Consider the following 14,116-nt stretch of genomic DNA (forward strand, 5'->3'; position numbering starts at 1 on the left):
GGTGGCCGGCACCAGGGCAATGATACAGATGTTCGTCCGGGTCACGACTTGCCCGCGATCCACAGGCTCGCGAAGACCAGCGCGACGATGCCGACCAGGAAGATCGCCAGACCCTCGGTCGACGGGCCGTACCGGCCCAGGTTGAAGCCGCCCTGGTCCTGGTCGCTCTTCAGCGTCTCCTGGATGTAGGCGATGATGTCCGCCTTCTCCTGCGGAGTGATCTGGTTGTCGCCGAACACCGGCATGTTCTGCGGGCCGCTCAGCATGGCGGCGTAGATCTGCCGGTCGCTGGCCGGCTTGAGGCTCGGGGCGTACTTGCCGGAGGAGAGCGCCCCACCGCCGCCGCCGAACGCGTGGCACTGCGAGCAGTTGATCCGGAACAGCTCACCACCGGTGGCCATGTTGGCGCCGTCGCGCAGGTTGCCCGACGGCACCTGCGGGCCGCCGCCGAGCTCCTGGATGTACTGCCCGAGCTGGCGCACCTGCTCGTCGGTGAACTGCGGAGGCTTGCGCATGGCCTGCGCCTCCTGCCGGGCCATCGGCATGCGGCCGCTGCCGACCTGGAACTCGACCGAGGCCGACCCGACGCCGATCAGGCTCGGGCCCCGACCCTCGACGCCCTGGGCGTTGCGACCGTGACAGGTCACGCAGCTCACATCGAACAGCGCCTTGCCCTCGTTACCGGCGGCGGTCAGCGGCGGGTTGTCCTGCGCCTGCACGCCCGGGGCGAAGACGGTGTAGGCGCCGCCGGCCAGCATCAGCGCGGCGGCCAGCCGGACCGCGGCACCCAGCCGGCGGCGGCCCCTGCTGCGCGCCACGGGCCGCCCGCGCAGCCGCGCGAGCAGACCGCGTCGGCGGTCGTTGTCAGAAGTCATGACCTGTGTCCTTAACCGGTTGGACCTTGTCTCAGGGGACGGAGCAGCGGCGCGGTTCGGAACGCGCCAAGATCACTGAAGCCAGTAGATCATGGCGTACAGCGCGATCCACACGACGTCGACGAAGTGCCAGTAGTAGGACACCACGATCGCCGAGGTCGCCTGGGCCGGGGTGAACCGACCCATGGTGGTGCGGACCATGAAGATGATGAAGGCGATCAGCCCGCCGGTCACGTGCAGACCGTGGAAGCCGGTGGTCAGGTAGAACATCGACCCGTAACCGTCTCCGTTGATCTTGACGCCCTCGTGCACCAGGGTCCGGTACTCGTTCGCCTGGCCGAGCACGAAGATCAGACCCATCACGAAGGTGATCGTGAACCACCGACGCAGGGCGTGCACGTCACCCTTCTCGGCCGCGAAGACACCGAGCTGGCAGGTCACCGAGGAGAGCACGAGGATCACCGTGAAGGTGGTCGCGTACGGGATGTTGAGAACCTCGGTGTGCTTCTCCCACTGCTCCGGCGCCGCCGCGCGGATCGAGAAGTACATCGCGAACAGCGCCGCGAAGAACATGAGTTCGCTGGAGAGCCACACGATCGTCCCGACGCTGACCATGTTCGGCCGCGTCAGGGAGTGGATCCGGCTCTTGTCAATGGCTGGGGCCGCAGTCACGCGGTCATTATTGCCCTTGACCGGGACCGACGATCAGCGGGGTGGCAAACCGGTGCCCGCAGTGGCCCGATCGTGGTCGTCCGCTTCGCCTGACCTACCCTGAAAAGCGTGCTGCACGTCGATCAGATCCTCGCCGTCACCTCGGCCGCCGCCCCGGCGACCCTGGCGGCGGGGGGCGAGGCCGCCCCACCGCCGTTCACCGTGGCCCGGGTGCTCACCGAGACGCGGCTGGAGAGCTGGCTCACGCTGGGCCTGGTGCTCGCCGCCGGGCTCTACCTCTACGGGGTGCACCGGTTGCGGCTGCGCGGCGACCGGTGGCCGGTGCTGCGTACCGTCGCGTTCCTCGGCCCCGGGCTCGGCGGCATCGCCGCGGTCACGGTCAGCGGGTTCGGCGCGTACGACACCGCGCTGCTCTCGGTGCACATGGTGCAGCACATGGTGCTGTCGATGATCGCGCCGATCTTCCTGGCGCTGGGCGCCCCGGTGACGCTGGCGCTGCGCACGCTGCCGGTGCGGCCCCGCAAGCGACTGCTCGCGGTCGTGCACAGCCGGGTGGCCCGGGTCTACACCTTCCCGCTTGTGGCGTTCGCCATCTTCGTGGCGAACCCGTTCGTGCTCTACTTCACCAACCTCTACGAGTTCACGCTGCGCCACGAGTGGGCGCACGAGCTGGTGCACGCGCACTTCATCATGACCGGCTGCGTCTTCTTCTGGCCGCTGCTCGGCCTGGACCCGCTGCCCGGACGCTGGCCGTACCCGGCCCGCGCGCTGCTCATGCTGCTCTCGGTGCCGTTCCACACCGTGCTCGGGCTCACCATCATGCAGAGCACCACGCTGCTCGGCGGTGACTGGTACCCGTCGCTGAACCTGGCCTGGTCCGACCCGCGCAACGACCAGGTGGTCGCCGGCGGCGTCCTCTGGGCCGGCGGCGAGTTCGTCAGCGTCACCATGCTGGCCGTGCTGGTCGTGCAGTGGATCAAACAGTCGGAGCGCGAGGCCCGCCGGCTGGACCGCGAGCTGGACCGCCAGGAGGCCCGCCAGCGCGCGGCCGAGACGAGCGCCGGGGCCGGGACCGGGCCCACCGGCGGAATGTGACGACCGCTACGATCAGCGGGCAGCTACGAGGTGGGAGCCACGTCACGATGAGCGATCGTCTTTGCACCGTCCTGCTCTACAGCGACGACCCGAAGGTCCGGGACCGGATGCGGCTCGCCGTCGGCACCCGACCGGCGCCCGGCATCGAGATCGAGTTCGTCGAGGCGTCCGACTACGCCGGCTGCGTCCGGCTGGTCGACGACTACGAGATCGACCTGCTCCTGCTCGACGGCGAGGCGAGCCCGGGCGGCGGCATCGGCATCGCCCGGCAGATCAAGGACGATCGGGACGACGCGCCGCTGACCTGCGTGGTGCTGGCCCGTGCGGCGGACCGCTGGCTCGCCGCGTACGCCGAGGTCGACGCCACGCTGACCCACCCGCTGGACCCGGTGATCGCCGGTAGCACCGTGGCGGAGCTGCTGCGCCGCACCCACGCCGCGGCCTGATCCACCTGCGGCGCCACGGCGACGCGGCCGTGGCGCGCCCCCAACCGCTTCACTTCACGCCGCTCGGGAGGCCCGCCATGGGCGAACGGACCTGGCCGCTTCTGCTCAACGCGCTGCTGCGCGGCGAGGAGCTCTCCGCCGCCGACACCGCCTGGGCGATGGGCGAGATCATGGCCGGCTCGGCCACGCCGGCGCAGATCGCCGGCTTCGCCGTGGCGCTGCGCACCAAGGGTGAGACCCCGGCCGAGCTGGGCGGCCTGGTCGAGACGATGCTGACCCGCGCCGTGCCGGTCGAGCTGCCCGAGGAGGTGCGCGCCACCGCGCTCGACGTGGTGGGCACCGGCGGTGACCTCGCGCACACGGTCAACATCTCCACCATGGCGGCGCTGGTGGTCGCCGGCACGGGTGTCCGGGTGGTCAAGCACGGCAACCGGGCCGCCTCCTCCTCCTGCGGCACCGCGGACGTGCTGGAGCAGCTCGGCGTGCCGCTCGACCTGGCTCCGGAGCAGGTGGCCCGCTGCGTCACCGAGGCCGGGATCGGCTTCTGCTTCGCCGCCCGTTTCCACCCCGGCATGCGGCACACCGGCCCGGTCCGGCGCGAGATCGGCGTGCCCACGGCGTTCAACTTCCTCGGCCCGCTGACCAACCCGGCCCGGCCCCGCGCGGGCGCGGTGGGCTGCTTCGACCGGCGGATGGCGCCGGTGATGGCCGCCGTCTTCGCGGCCCGCGGCGACTCGGCGATCGTGCTGCGCGGCGAGGACGGGCTGGACGAGTTCAGCACCGCCGCACCGACCCGGGTCTGGGTGGCGCAGCAGGGCACCGTCAGGGAGTCGGTGCTGGACGCGGCGGAGCTCGGGGTGCCCCGGGCCACCCTCGCCGACCTGCGGGGCGGAGACGCCGTCCACAACGCCGACGTGGTCCGGCGGCTGCTGGCCGGCGAGACCGGCCCGGTACGCGACTCCGTGCTGGTGAACGCCGCCGTCGCGCTGGCCACCCAGGGCCCGCTCGACGGCGATCTGCACGAGGCGCTGCGGGTCAACCTGGACCGGGCCGCCGAGGCGGTCGACTCGGGCGCCGCCGCGAGCACGCTGGAGCGCTGGCTGGAGGTCGCGCGCTCCGCCTGAGCCGTGGCTGTCGGACCCCCGTGCCAAACTACAGGGGAGTAATTTTCCGTTTTCGGTCGATAGCTCTGTCGGTCGGTGGCGTCCCGCCCCGGCCGGCACCGGAGCGAGAGGAGACGCCCGTGTCGGACCGCGAGCTTTACTGCGACATCTGTGAGGGCGTCGTGCTGTTCGAGACGCCGCACTGCGGCGACGGGCACGGCGCCGACTGCCCGGAGCTGGCCTGCACCGGCTGCGGCGCGGCGGTGCTGATCGCCGCCGGCACGCTCCGCCCCGCGACGCGGTCCCGCCGGCGCATGCCGCGCCCCGCCCACCGCCACGCCGCCTGACCTGACCTGACCGTAACCGCGGGGGCCACAGGACGGCGAGCCCCGGCACCCCACCGCACCCCTCTCGGGGGTCCCACCACTCCGATGACCAAGGACTTCGCGTCGGAACCCACCACCCGCGCCGGCCCAAACCCCTTGATCACGCCCAACCCGGCGGACCGGGAGCGTGGAACGCCGCAGGCCCGCGGCCCCGGAGGGGGCGCGGGCCTGCGGCGGAGTTGGTGCGGGTCAGTGCTCGGCGGTGCGGCGGGTGCCCGAGTAGTACTCGAAAAGCAGCCCACAGGCGGCGAAGACCACCGCCACCAGGCCCAGGCCCAGCAGCCAGAACTGCCAGAACACGAGCCCCAGGCCGGCGATCGCGGCGGCCAGCGCCAGACCGAACGGCCAGTAGCTGCCCGGGCTGAAGAAGCCGATCTCACCGGCGCCGTCGGCGATCTCGCCGTCCGCCCGGTCCTCCGGACGCAGGTCGATCCGCCGGGAGACGAACCAGAAGAAGCCACCGCACATCGCGCAGAGCAGGAAGGAGAGCAGCAGCGCCACGGTGCCGACCCACTCGACGTGACCGCCGCTGTCGCCGTACGTCCAGGCGCCGTAGAGCACGGTCGCGCCGAGAAGGAACGTGGCGATGGTGAGGAAGATCTTCCACTCGGTCTTCATGCCGAACCCCTCAGCTTCCCGCGCCGGCCGACGCGTCGGACGGGTTGAAGTTCGCGGTGTTGCGCCGCGTGTCGAACGGCTTGGTCTCGGTGGCGTACTCGGGCTCACCGATCGCCTTGAGCGCGTCCTGGGTCGAGTTGCCGGCCTTCTTGGCGGCCAGGAACTGGTCGAACTTCTCCGGCGAGACGACCCGCAGCTCGAAGTTCATGAACGCGTGGTAGCTGCCGCACAGCTCGGCGCAGCGGCCGACGAACGCGCCCTCCTGGTCGATGCTGGAGACCTCGAAGGTGTTACGGACGTTGCCCGGCATGACGTCGCGCTTGAACAGCAGCTCCGGCACCCAGAACGAGTGGATGACGTCGCGGCTCTGCTCCTCGAACCGGATGGACCGGCCGCTCGGCAGCACCAGCACCGGGATGACCTCGCTGGTGCCCAGCGTCGAGGCGACCGTGTTCGCGTCCCGGCCCTGGCCGTCGCGGTAGTTGAACTGCCAGTTCCACTTGAACGCGACGACCTCGACGGTGACGTCGGGGTTCTTCGTCTCCTTGTTCACGTCGGTCTGCACGACCGCGGTGTAGTAGAAGAGCACGGAGACCACGAGGATCGGCGCGATGGTGTAGAGGAACTCCATCGGCAGGTTGTAGCGGGTCTGCACCGGCAGCTCGTTGCCGCGCTTGCGGTAGCGCACCACGCACCAGAAGATCAGGCCCCAGACGAACACGCCGACCGCCAGCGCCGCGATGCAGGAGGCGATCCACAGGTCGTACATCCGGTGCGACTCGGGCGTGATGCCGCCCTGCGGCCAGCCGAAGCCGCCGAAGGTCTTGCCGACGTCACAGCCGGTGAGCGCAACCAGCAGCGCCGCTCCGCCGAGACCGAGCCCGGCGAGTCGACCAGCACCACGCCGCCGACGCCCACCGGCCCCCGGGGAAGCGCTGTGCCGTACGGCCGACGGCCGTACCTCCGAACTCCTTGCGACCACCTGGTCCTGCCTCCCTAGCGCGCCGCGGCGGTTGTTTTCCTGACACCGACGGCAAAGGCGTCACCGACGGTCGCAGATTACTCGACCATGGCGGGCCAGGCGGTCTTGGGGTCACTGTCCGCCCCCTTCGGGGAGATCGTGGGCGGACCCGGGCGATAGCGTGAAGGACCATGAGCGCCTCCCCCGTCTACCTGGACGCCGCCTCCGCCGTCCCGCTCCATCCGGTCGCGCGGCAGGCGCTGCTGGCCGCCCTGGACGACGGCTGGGCCGACCCGGCCCGGCTCTACGCGCCGGCCCGCCGGGCCCGCCAACTCCTCGACGCCGCCCGGGAGGCCGCCGCGCAGACACTCGGCGTCCGCGCCGACGAACTCTCCTTCACCCCCAGCGGTACGGCCGCCGCGCACGCCGCCGTGCTGGGCGGACTGGCCGGGCGACGCCGGGCCGGTACGACGCTGGCGCACTCGGCGATCGAACACTCGGCGGTGCTGCACGCGGCGGATCGGCACACCGCCGGCGGGGGCGACGCGGTCTCCGTACCCGTGGACCGGCTCGGCCGGTTGGATCTGGACGCCTGGGCGACGGCGGTGACCGCCCCCGGTGTGGCGCTGGCCGCGCTGATCGGGGCCAGTCACGAGGTCGGCACCGTGCAGCCGGTGCCGGCGGCGGCCGAGGTGTGCGCCGAGGCGGGCGTCCCGCTGTACGTGGACGCGGCCCAACTGGTCGGCCGGGCGCCGCTGCCGGCGGGCTGGTCGGTGCTGACCGCCAGCGCGCACAAGTGGGGCGGGCCACCCGGCGTCGGCCTGCTGGTGGTGCGCAAGGGCACCCGGTGGGAGTCGCCGTACCCGGCCGACGAGCGGGAGTCGGGGCGTACCCCGGGGGTGGTGAACCTGCCGGCGGTGGTGGCCGCGGCGGCGAGCCTGCGCGCGGCGGTGGCCGACGCGGCGGCCGAGGCGGCCCGGCTGGCGCCGCTGGTGGACCGGATCCGGGCCCGGGTGGCGGCGGAGGTGCCGGACGTGGAGGTGGTCGGCGACCCGGTGGACCGACTCCCCCACCTGGTGACGTTCTCCTGCCTGTACGTGGACGGCGAGGCGCTGCTGCACGCGCTGGACCGGCGCGGCTTCGCGGTCTCCTCCGGCTCGTCCTGCACCGCGTCGACGCTGCGCCCGTCGCACGTGCTGGAGGCGATGGGGGTGCTGTCGCACGGCAACGTGCGGGTGTCGCTGCACCGGGAGACCACCGAGGCGGACGTGGAGCGGTTCCTGGCCGAGCTGCCCGGCATCGTCGCCGGCCTGCGCGCCGAGGCGGGAGTGACCGGCCTGTGAACGCCGGGAGCGAGCCCGGTGCGGCGGGCCCCGCAGCCGCGGACGAAGGCGAGCCGGTGCGGGCGGGGAGCGAGCCGGACGAGGTGCTGGACTGTCGGGGCCAGCGCTGCCCCCTGCCGGTGATCAACCTGGCCCGCCGGCTGCCCGACCTGCCGGCCGGGGCGGTGGTCCGGGTGCTGGCCGACGACCCGGCGGCAGCCGTGGACATCCCGGCCTTCTGCCGGATGCGCGGCCACGAGTTCCTCGCCGCCCACCCCGACGCCGGCCCCGCCTACGACATCCGCCGCACCCCCTGACCCACCCCCACGCACCCCCCACCCCACCCCACCCCACCCCACCCCGGGCGCGCAGATTCACGGAAAGCGTGGCTATTTCCGGCCTGGAGGCCACTCTTTCCGTGAATCTGCGCGCGGATGGGTGGGGGTGGGGGTGAGGGGTGGGGAGGAGGGTCAGGTGAGGTAGGCGAGGATGCCGGGGAGGGGGTCGGTCGCCACGGCGGTGTCGACCACCAGGCGGGGGCCGATCAGCGGCTCGTACTCGGCGCGGCGTACCAGCGTCTGCTCCCAGGTCGCGGGGGCCTGCCCGGCGGCTGGACGGGCCTCGACCCGACGCCGGTGCTCCGCCTCGTCACCGCAGTGCACCTCGATCACCCGCAGCGGGACGCCGGCCCGTTCGGCCAGGTCGTGCCAGAGGCCGCGGGCGGACGCGACCGGGTTCACCGCGTCGATCACCACGCTCAGCCCGAGGCCGAACTGCACCTCGGCGAGCCCGGCGACCGCGCCGTACGCGGCCATCCCGGGCACGTCGCCGACCAGTCCGTAGCGGCCCAGGGCCCGCTCGACCGGGTCGACCGGCAGGACCGGGGCGCGCAGCGCGGCGCCGACCCGCACGGCGAGCGTGCTCTTGCCCACGCCGGGCAGCCCGGCGAAGGCGACAAGCACCGGCCCTCCGCCCGAGCCGGGGCGGACCGCCGCCGGGCCCACCCCGCCGGTCGGGCCGGCCGGGACGCTCACAGCAGGTGCGGCCGGACGTCCTCGGCGGCCGCGTCCCCGTACGACTCGGCGAGCCGCTTCACGAACAGGTCCCGCCGGACCTCGTACTCCTGGCCGCCGAAGTTCTCCAGCACCAGGGTGGCCAGCAGGCAGCCGACCTGGGCGGCGCGCTCCAGCCCGACGCCCCAGTCGAGCGCGGCGAAGAAGCCGGCCCGGAAGCCGTCGCCGACGCCGGTCGGGTCGACCGCCTGGATCTCCCGCGCGATCGGCACCCGGATGGTGCCGATCTCCCGGCCGGCGATCTCCACCCCGTGCTTGCCCAGCGTGGTGACCCGCACCTTGACCCGGTCCAGCAGTTGCTCGTCGGTCAGGCCGGCCTTGCTCTGCAACAGCGACTTCTCGTACTCGTTGGTCATCAGGTACTCGGCGCCCTCGACCAGGCCGAGCACGTCCGCGCCGTCCATGCGGGCGAGCTGCTGGGACGGGTCGGCGACGAAGGCGTAGCCGCGGTCCCGGCACTCGGCGGAGTGCCGGACCATGGCGGCCGGGTCGTTGGCGCTGACCAGCACCAGGTCGAGGCCGCCGAGGCGCTGCGCCACCGGGGCCAGCTCGATGTTGCGGGCCTCGCTCATCGCACCGGCGTAGAAGGACGCGATCTGGCACATGTCGGTGTCGGTGGTGCAGACGAAGCGGGCGGTGTGCGCCACGTCGCTGACGTGCACCGAGTCGCAGTCGACGCCGTGCCGCTCCAGCCAGGACCGGTAGTCGGCGAAGTCCGCCCCGACGGCGCCGAGCAGCACCGGACGCAGCCCGAGCTGGGCCATGCCGAACGCGATGTTGGCCGCGGTGCCGCCGCGCCGGAGCACCAGCTCGTCGACGAGGAAGGAGAGCGAGACCTTGTCGAGCTGGTCCGCGATGAGCTGGTCGGCGAAGCGGCCGGGGAAGCTCATCAGGTGGTCGGTCGCGATCGAGCCGGTCACGGCGATCTTCATGTCAACCCTCGTGGTCGGGAGCACGGCGCGGTCAGACTACCGGGCGTCCCGGCGCTCCGGTCGATGTCGGTCCTGAAGAGGCCGTTCACCGCACGTTCGCGTAGTAACGAAAACGGCGGAACCACCCCGGAAGGGATGGTTCCGCCGTTCGGCAGGCGTTTCGGCCCGTCGACTCAGCTGAACGAGTCGCCGCAGGCGCAGGAGCTGCCGGCGTTCGGGTTGTCGATGGTGAAGCCCTGGGCGTCGATCCGGTCGGCGAAGTCGATCGTGGCGCCGGTCAGGTACGGGGCGCTCATCCGGTCGACGACGACCTCGACACCACCGAAGTCGGTGACGACGTCACCGTCGAGCGACCGCTCGTCGAAGAAGAGCTGGTACCGCAGGCCGGAGCAGCCACCCGGCTGCACGGCGACGCGGAGCCGCAGGTCGTCGCGGCCTTCCTGCTCGATCAGGGCCTTGACCTTCTGCGCCGCGACGTCGGTGAGGACGACGGTGCTGGGGGCCTCCTTGGCCTCGGTCGACTCGGTCTGCGCTGGCGTGGTCACGTGGAAGTCTCCCTGCGCGGTATGAGGTCCGGACGTACTGGCCAACGCCGCACGTCCGCCAGTATTCCCGGTGGTCCGCCTCCGATCGTACGCCGCTGTCGGCGTGATCACCCGGCGGCGTGACCAGCGGAACGCCTCAGCGGCTCCACTGGCCGGCCAGCCGGGCGCCGAGCGCGCGCAGCCCCTCGGCCGGCCGCTCCATCGCCGCCGCCACTCCCCCACGCTCCTCGCCACCGAAGTGCTCGACCAGGCTGTACGCCTCGGTCACGCCGGCCGCGGCGGCCTCCCGCCGCCCGGTGCTCACCCGCCCCGCCAGCACCACGCACGGCACACCGCGGTCGCGGGCCGCCCCGGCCACGCCGGCCACCACCTTGCCGCGCAGCGACTGGTGGTCGAAGGAGCCCTCGCCGGTGATCACCAGGTCGGCGGCGTCCAGCGCGGCGTCCAGGCCGACCGCGCGGGTGACCAGGCCGATGCCCGACTCGCGCCGGCCGCCGAGGGCCAGCACCGCCGCGCCGAGGCCGCCGGCCGCGCCGCCGCCGGGCAGCGCGCCGAGGTCGGGCGGGCACCCGGGGAGCGTGTCGACAAGCACGGCCGCCCAGCGCTCCAGCGCGGCGTCCAGCAGCAGCACGTCCGCCCGGTCGGCACCCTTCTGCGGCCCGAAGACGCTGCTCGCGCCGTGCAGCCCGAGCAGCGGGTTGTCCACGTCGGTGGCGGCGACCAGCGTCGCGCCCCGCAACCGGGGTACGCCGTCGAGCGCGGCGACCCCGGTCAGCGCCGCCCCGCCGTACGGCAGCGCCCGGCCGCCCGCGTCGAGCGGGGTGACGCCGAGCGGGACGAGCATCCCGGCGCCGCCGTCGTTGGTGGCCGAGCCGCCCAGCCCGAGCACCACGGTCCGCGCGCCCGCCTCGACCGCGGCGGCGACCAGCAGTCCCAGCCCGTACGACGTGGTGGCCTTAGGGTCCCGTTCGGCGGCGGACAGCAGGTGCAGGCCGCACGCCTGCGCGCTCTCCAGGTACGCCACGCCGTCGTCGGTGAGCAGGATCTCACCGGCGGCGGGACGGCCGAGCGGGTCGACCGTGGGCACCGTCAACCGTCGTCCGGGCAGCGCCCCGGCGAGCACCTCGACGAACCCGGGCCCGCCGTCGGCGAGCGGCCGGAGCAGCAGGTCGTCGTCGGGGGCGACGGTCCGCCAGCCCTCGGCCACCGCGGCGGCCACCTCCGGGGCCGACAGGGTGCCGGCGAACTTGTCCGGGCAGAGCAGCACGCGCATGCCGAGCAGTGTGGCAGGCCACATCCGTGGCGGCTGCGCGGCGGCCGGGCTGTGGGACCATGGGGACGTGACTTCGACCTGGGTTGAGCCCTCCAACACGGCCACTGCGCTGCTGCTCCTCGGCCGCGGCAGCGATCCCGCCACCGAGCGTGGCGTGGAGTGTCCGGGTGACCTCCCCGCGCCGAGCGATCCCGACCTGGTGGCCCGCGCGACCGCCGCGAAGGCCGCGCTCGGCACCAGAGTCTTCGTGCTGGGCCACCACTACCAGCGCGACGAGGTGATCCAGTTCGCCGACGTGACCGGCGACTCGTTCAAGCTGGCCCGGGAGGCGGCGGCCCGCCCGGACGCGGAGTACATCGTCTTCTGCGGCGTGCACTTCATGGCCGAGAGCGCGGACATCCTGACCTCGGACGCGCAGAAGGTGATCCTGCCCGACCTCGCCGCCGGTTGCTCGATGGCCGACATGGCCGTGTTGTCGCAGGTCGAGACCGCCTGGGACACGCTGACCGACCTGGGTGTGGCGGCGGACACCGTCCCGGTGACGTACATGAACTCCTCGGCCGACATCAAGGGTTTCGTCGGCCGGCACGGCGGCGTGGTCTGCACCTCGTCGAACGCCAAGCGGGCGCTGGACTGGGCGTTCGAGCAGGGCCGCAAGGTGCTGTTCCTGCCCGACCAGCACCTGGGCCGCAACACGGCGGTGCTGGAGATGGGCTTCTCGCTCGACGACTGCGTGCTCTACGACCCGCACAAGCCGGGCGGTGGGCTCACCGCCGAGCAGGTACGCGACGCGAAGATGATCCTGTGGCGCGGGCACTGTTCGGTGCACGGCCGGTTCACCCTCGACAGCGTGCACGACGTGCGGGCACGGGTGCCCGGCGTGAACGTGCTGGTGCACCCGGAGTGCCGCCACGAGGTGGTCACCGCCGCCGACCTGGTGGGCTCCACCGAGTTCATCATCAAGGCCATCGAGGCGGCCCCGGCCGGCTCGGCGTGGGCGGTGGGCACCGAGCTGAACCTGGTTCGCCGGCTCGCGCTGGCCCACCCGGACAAGCAGATCATGTTCCTCGACCGGGCGGTCTGCTACTGCTCGACGATGAACCGGATCGACCTGCCACACCTGGTGTGGGCGTTGGAGGAGCTGGTCGCCGGCCGGGTGGTCAACCAGATCACGGTGGACCCGGAGACCGCCGGGCACGCCCGCGCGGCGCTGGACCAGATGCTGGCACTGCCCGGCGCCTGATCACCCTCGGTGAGATCGCTGGCACGGAAACGTACCGGACACCCCGGTTCGTGCCCCCGCTGGCGATGTGACCGATTCCATTCTCGTCACGGAGGGCTATGCTGCCGGGGCGACGACATACGCGTGCCGGTTTTCCCATGGCCGCGATCCGGGTAGCGATGAGCAATCGCGAGCCCTCACCTACACGGCAACACCCAACGCGCTGGAGGTTGCGTTGACCGACGACGTCCTGGTCGTACACGGAGGCACTCCGCTCGAAGGGCGGATCCGCGTGCGCGGCGCGAAGAACCTCGTGTCCAAGGCGATGGTGGCCGCCCTGCTCGGCGACACACCCAGCCGGCTGTTCGACGTGCCGCGGATCCGTGACGTCGAGGTGGTCCGCGGGCTGCTCGGCCTGCACGGGGTGAAGGTGACCGACGGCACCGAGGACGGCGAGCTGGTCTTCGACCCGTCCAACGTCGAGAGCGCCAGCACCGACCAGATCAACGTGCACGCCGGGTCCAGCCGGATCCCGATCCTGTTCTGCGGCCCGCTGCTGCACCGGCTCGGCCACGCGTTCATCCCCGACCTGGGCGGCTGCCACATCGGCCCGCGCCCGATCGACTTCCACCTGCAGGCGCTGCGCGAGTTCGGCGCGACCGTCGACAAGACCCCCGAGGGTCTGCACCTGTCGGCGCCGAACGGGCTGCACGGCACCAAGTTCGCGCTGCCGTACCCGAGCGTCGGCGCCACCGAGCAGGTGCTGCTGACCGCGGTGATGGCCGAGGGCGTCACCGAGCTGCGCAACGCCGCCGTCGAGCCGGAGATCATCGACCTGATCTGCATCCTGCAGAAGATGGGCGCGATCATCAAGGTCCACACCGACCGGGTGATCGAGATCCAGGGCGTCAAGAAGCTGCACGGCTACACGCACCGGCCGATCCCGGACCGCATCGAGGCCGCGAGCTGGGCGGCGGCGGCGCTGGCCACCCGCGGCCACGTCGAGGTGCTCGGCGCGCAGCAGGCCGACATGATGACGTTCCTGAACATCTTCCGCTCCGTCGGCGGCGAGTACGAGGTCACCGACAGCCGGCCGCCGAAGCTCGGCGACCCGGGCCAGGAGGGCGGCATCCGGTTCTGGCACCCGGGCGGCGAGCTGAACGCGGTGGCCCTGGAGACCGACGTGCACCCCGGCTTCATGACCGACTGGCAGCAGCCGCTGGTGGTCGCGCTCACCCAGGCCCGGGGCCTGTCGATCGTCCATGAGACGGTCTACGAGCAGCGGCTCGGCTACACCGAGGCGCTGAACACGATGGGCGCCAACATCCAGGTCTACCGGGACTGCCTCGGTGGCACCCCGTGCCGTTTCGGCCGGCGCAACTTCAAGCACTCGGCGGTGATCGCCGGCCCGAGCAAGCTGCACGCGGCCGACCTGGTCATTCCGGACCTGCGGGCCGGGTTCAGCCACCTCATCGCGGCGCTCGCCGCCGAGGGCACCTCCCGGGTGTACGGCGTCGACCTGATCAACCGGGGCTACGAGGACTTCGAGGCCAAGTTGGCTGACCTGGGCGCGCACGTCGAGCGTCCCTGATC

General features: G+C 72.4%; 16 protein-coding genes. 8 read left to right on the forward strand and 8 right to left on the reverse strand.

The genetic code is table 11. The features are described 5' to 3' along the window. Positions 1-41 precede the first annotated feature (41 nt). A complete protein-coding gene (qcrC, locus tag ACZ6O5_RS22910; protein WP_107159950.1) occupies positions 42-875 on the reverse strand; it encodes a cytochrome bc1 complex diheme cytochrome c subunit in 834 nt (277 codons plus the stop codon). A gap of 72 nt (positions 876-947) precedes the next feature. Then, the gene (gene ctaE / locus ACZ6O5_RS22915; protein WP_425787698.1) at positions 948-1,547 is read right to left on the reverse strand and encodes an aa3-type cytochrome oxidase subunit III; all 600 of its coding nucleotides are present in this window, start codon (positions 1,545-1,547) and stop codon (positions 948-950) included. A gap of 108 nt (positions 1,548-1,655) precedes the next feature. Here ctaE and ACZ6O5_RS22920 point away from each other — a divergent pair, with 108 nt between their 5' ends. From ACZ6O5_RS22920 to ACZ6O5_RS22935, 4 genes are all read left to right on the forward strand, one after another. Further along, positions 1,656-2,642 (forward strand): cytochrome c oxidase assembly protein, encoded by a 987-nt coding sequence (locus ACZ6O5_RS22920; RefSeq protein ID WP_465979874.1) that lies wholly within the window; start codon positions 1,656-1,658, stop codon positions 2,640-2,642. A 47-nt stretch (positions 2,643-2,689) separates the two neighbouring features. Continuing rightward, complete coding sequence (locus ACZ6O5_RS22925; protein ID WP_431936747.1) at positions 2,690-3,088, forward strand: response regulator; 399 nt, start codon at positions 2,690-2,692, stop codon at positions 3,086-3,088. Between the two features lie 77 nt (positions 3,089-3,165). Further along, a complete protein-coding gene (gene trpD / locus ACZ6O5_RS22930) occupies positions 3,166-4,212 on the forward strand; it encodes an anthranilate phosphoribosyltransferase (RefSeq protein WP_425787696.1) in 1,047 nt (348 codons plus the stop codon). Between the two features lie 119 nt (positions 4,213-4,331). Next, complete coding sequence (locus ACZ6O5_RS22935) at positions 4,332-4,538, forward strand: hypothetical protein (protein WP_465979875.1); 207 nt, start codon at positions 4,332-4,334, stop codon at positions 4,536-4,538. 228 nt (positions 4,539-4,766) lie between these two features. Here the strand turns inward: ACZ6O5_RS22935 and ACZ6O5_RS22940 are convergent, their stop codons facing one another. Together ACZ6O5_RS22940 and ctaC are read right to left on the reverse strand one after the other, a co-directional pair. Then, entirely contained in the window at positions 4,767-5,195 is a 429-nt protein-coding gene (locus tag ACZ6O5_RS22940; RefSeq protein ID WP_281936746.1) for a cytochrome c oxidase subunit 4, read from the reverse strand. Positions 5,196-5,205: 10 nt separating this feature from the next. After that, positions 5,206-6,177, reverse strand: coding sequence for an aa3-type cytochrome oxidase subunit II (gene ctaC, locus ACZ6O5_RS22945; RefSeq protein WP_405090595.1), 972 nt, complete (start codon positions 6,175-6,177; stop codon positions 5,206-5,208). Positions 6,178-6,347: 170 nt separating this feature from the next. On the opposite strand from ctaC, the gene ACZ6O5_RS22950 reads away from it, so the two are divergent. Together ACZ6O5_RS22950 and ACZ6O5_RS22955 are read left to right on the forward strand one after the other, a co-directional pair. Beyond that, positions 6,348-7,499, forward strand: coding sequence for a cysteine desulfurase family protein (locus ACZ6O5_RS22950; RefSeq protein WP_465979876.1), 1,152 nt, complete (start codon positions 6,348-6,350; stop codon positions 7,497-7,499). Between the two features lie 56 nt (positions 7,500-7,555). After that, entirely contained in the window at positions 7,556-7,795 is a 240-nt protein-coding gene (locus ACZ6O5_RS22955; RefSeq protein WP_465979877.1) for a sulfurtransferase TusA family protein, read from the forward strand. A gap of 153 nt (positions 7,796-7,948) precedes the next feature. On the opposite strand, the gene ACZ6O5_RS22960 is transcribed toward ACZ6O5_RS22955, so the two are convergent. The 4 genes from ACZ6O5_RS22960 to ACZ6O5_RS22975 form a co-directional block, all read right to left on the reverse strand. After that, entirely contained in the window at positions 7,949-8,440 is a 492-nt protein-coding gene (locus ACZ6O5_RS22960) for a P-loop nucleotide/nucleoside kinase family protein (protein ID WP_465979878.1), read from the reverse strand. A gap of 68 nt (positions 8,441-8,508) precedes the next feature. Further along, positions 8,509-9,483 carry a carbohydrate kinase family protein gene (locus ACZ6O5_RS22965; protein WP_465979879.1) on the reverse strand — a complete coding sequence of 325 codons (975 nt, stop codon included), beginning with the start codon at positions 9,481-9,483 and terminating at the stop codon, positions 8,509-8,511. A gap of 173 nt (positions 9,484-9,656) precedes the next feature. Continuing rightward, positions 9,657-10,028, reverse strand: coding sequence for an iron-sulfur cluster insertion protein ErpA (erpA, locus tag ACZ6O5_RS22970; RefSeq protein WP_107159973.1), 372 nt, complete (start codon positions 10,026-10,028; stop codon positions 9,657-9,659). A gap of 136 nt (positions 10,029-10,164) precedes the next feature. After that, positions 10,165-11,325: a glycerate kinase family protein gene (locus ACZ6O5_RS22975; RefSeq protein WP_465979880.1), complete on the reverse strand. Its 1,161-nt coding sequence runs from the start codon at positions 11,323-11,325 to the stop codon at positions 10,165-10,167. 43 nt (positions 11,326-11,368) lie between these two features. Here ACZ6O5_RS22975 and nadA point away from each other — a divergent pair, with 43 nt between their 5' ends. Together nadA and murA are read left to right on the forward strand one after the other, a co-directional pair. Further along, positions 11,369-12,544, forward strand: coding sequence for a quinolinate synthase NadA (nadA, locus tag ACZ6O5_RS22980; protein ID WP_396771295.1), 1,176 nt, complete (start codon positions 11,369-11,371; stop codon positions 12,542-12,544). A 214-nt stretch (positions 12,545-12,758) separates the two neighbouring features. Beyond that, positions 12,759-14,114 carry a UDP-N-acetylglucosamine 1-carboxyvinyltransferase gene (gene murA / locus ACZ6O5_RS22985; protein WP_308447822.1) on the forward strand — a complete coding sequence of 452 codons (1,356 nt, stop codon included), beginning with the start codon at positions 12,759-12,761 and terminating at the stop codon, positions 14,112-14,114. Positions 14,115-14,116: the final 2 nt, after the last annotated feature.

It is taken from the genome of Micromonospora sp. NPDC049201, assembly GCF_055586805.1.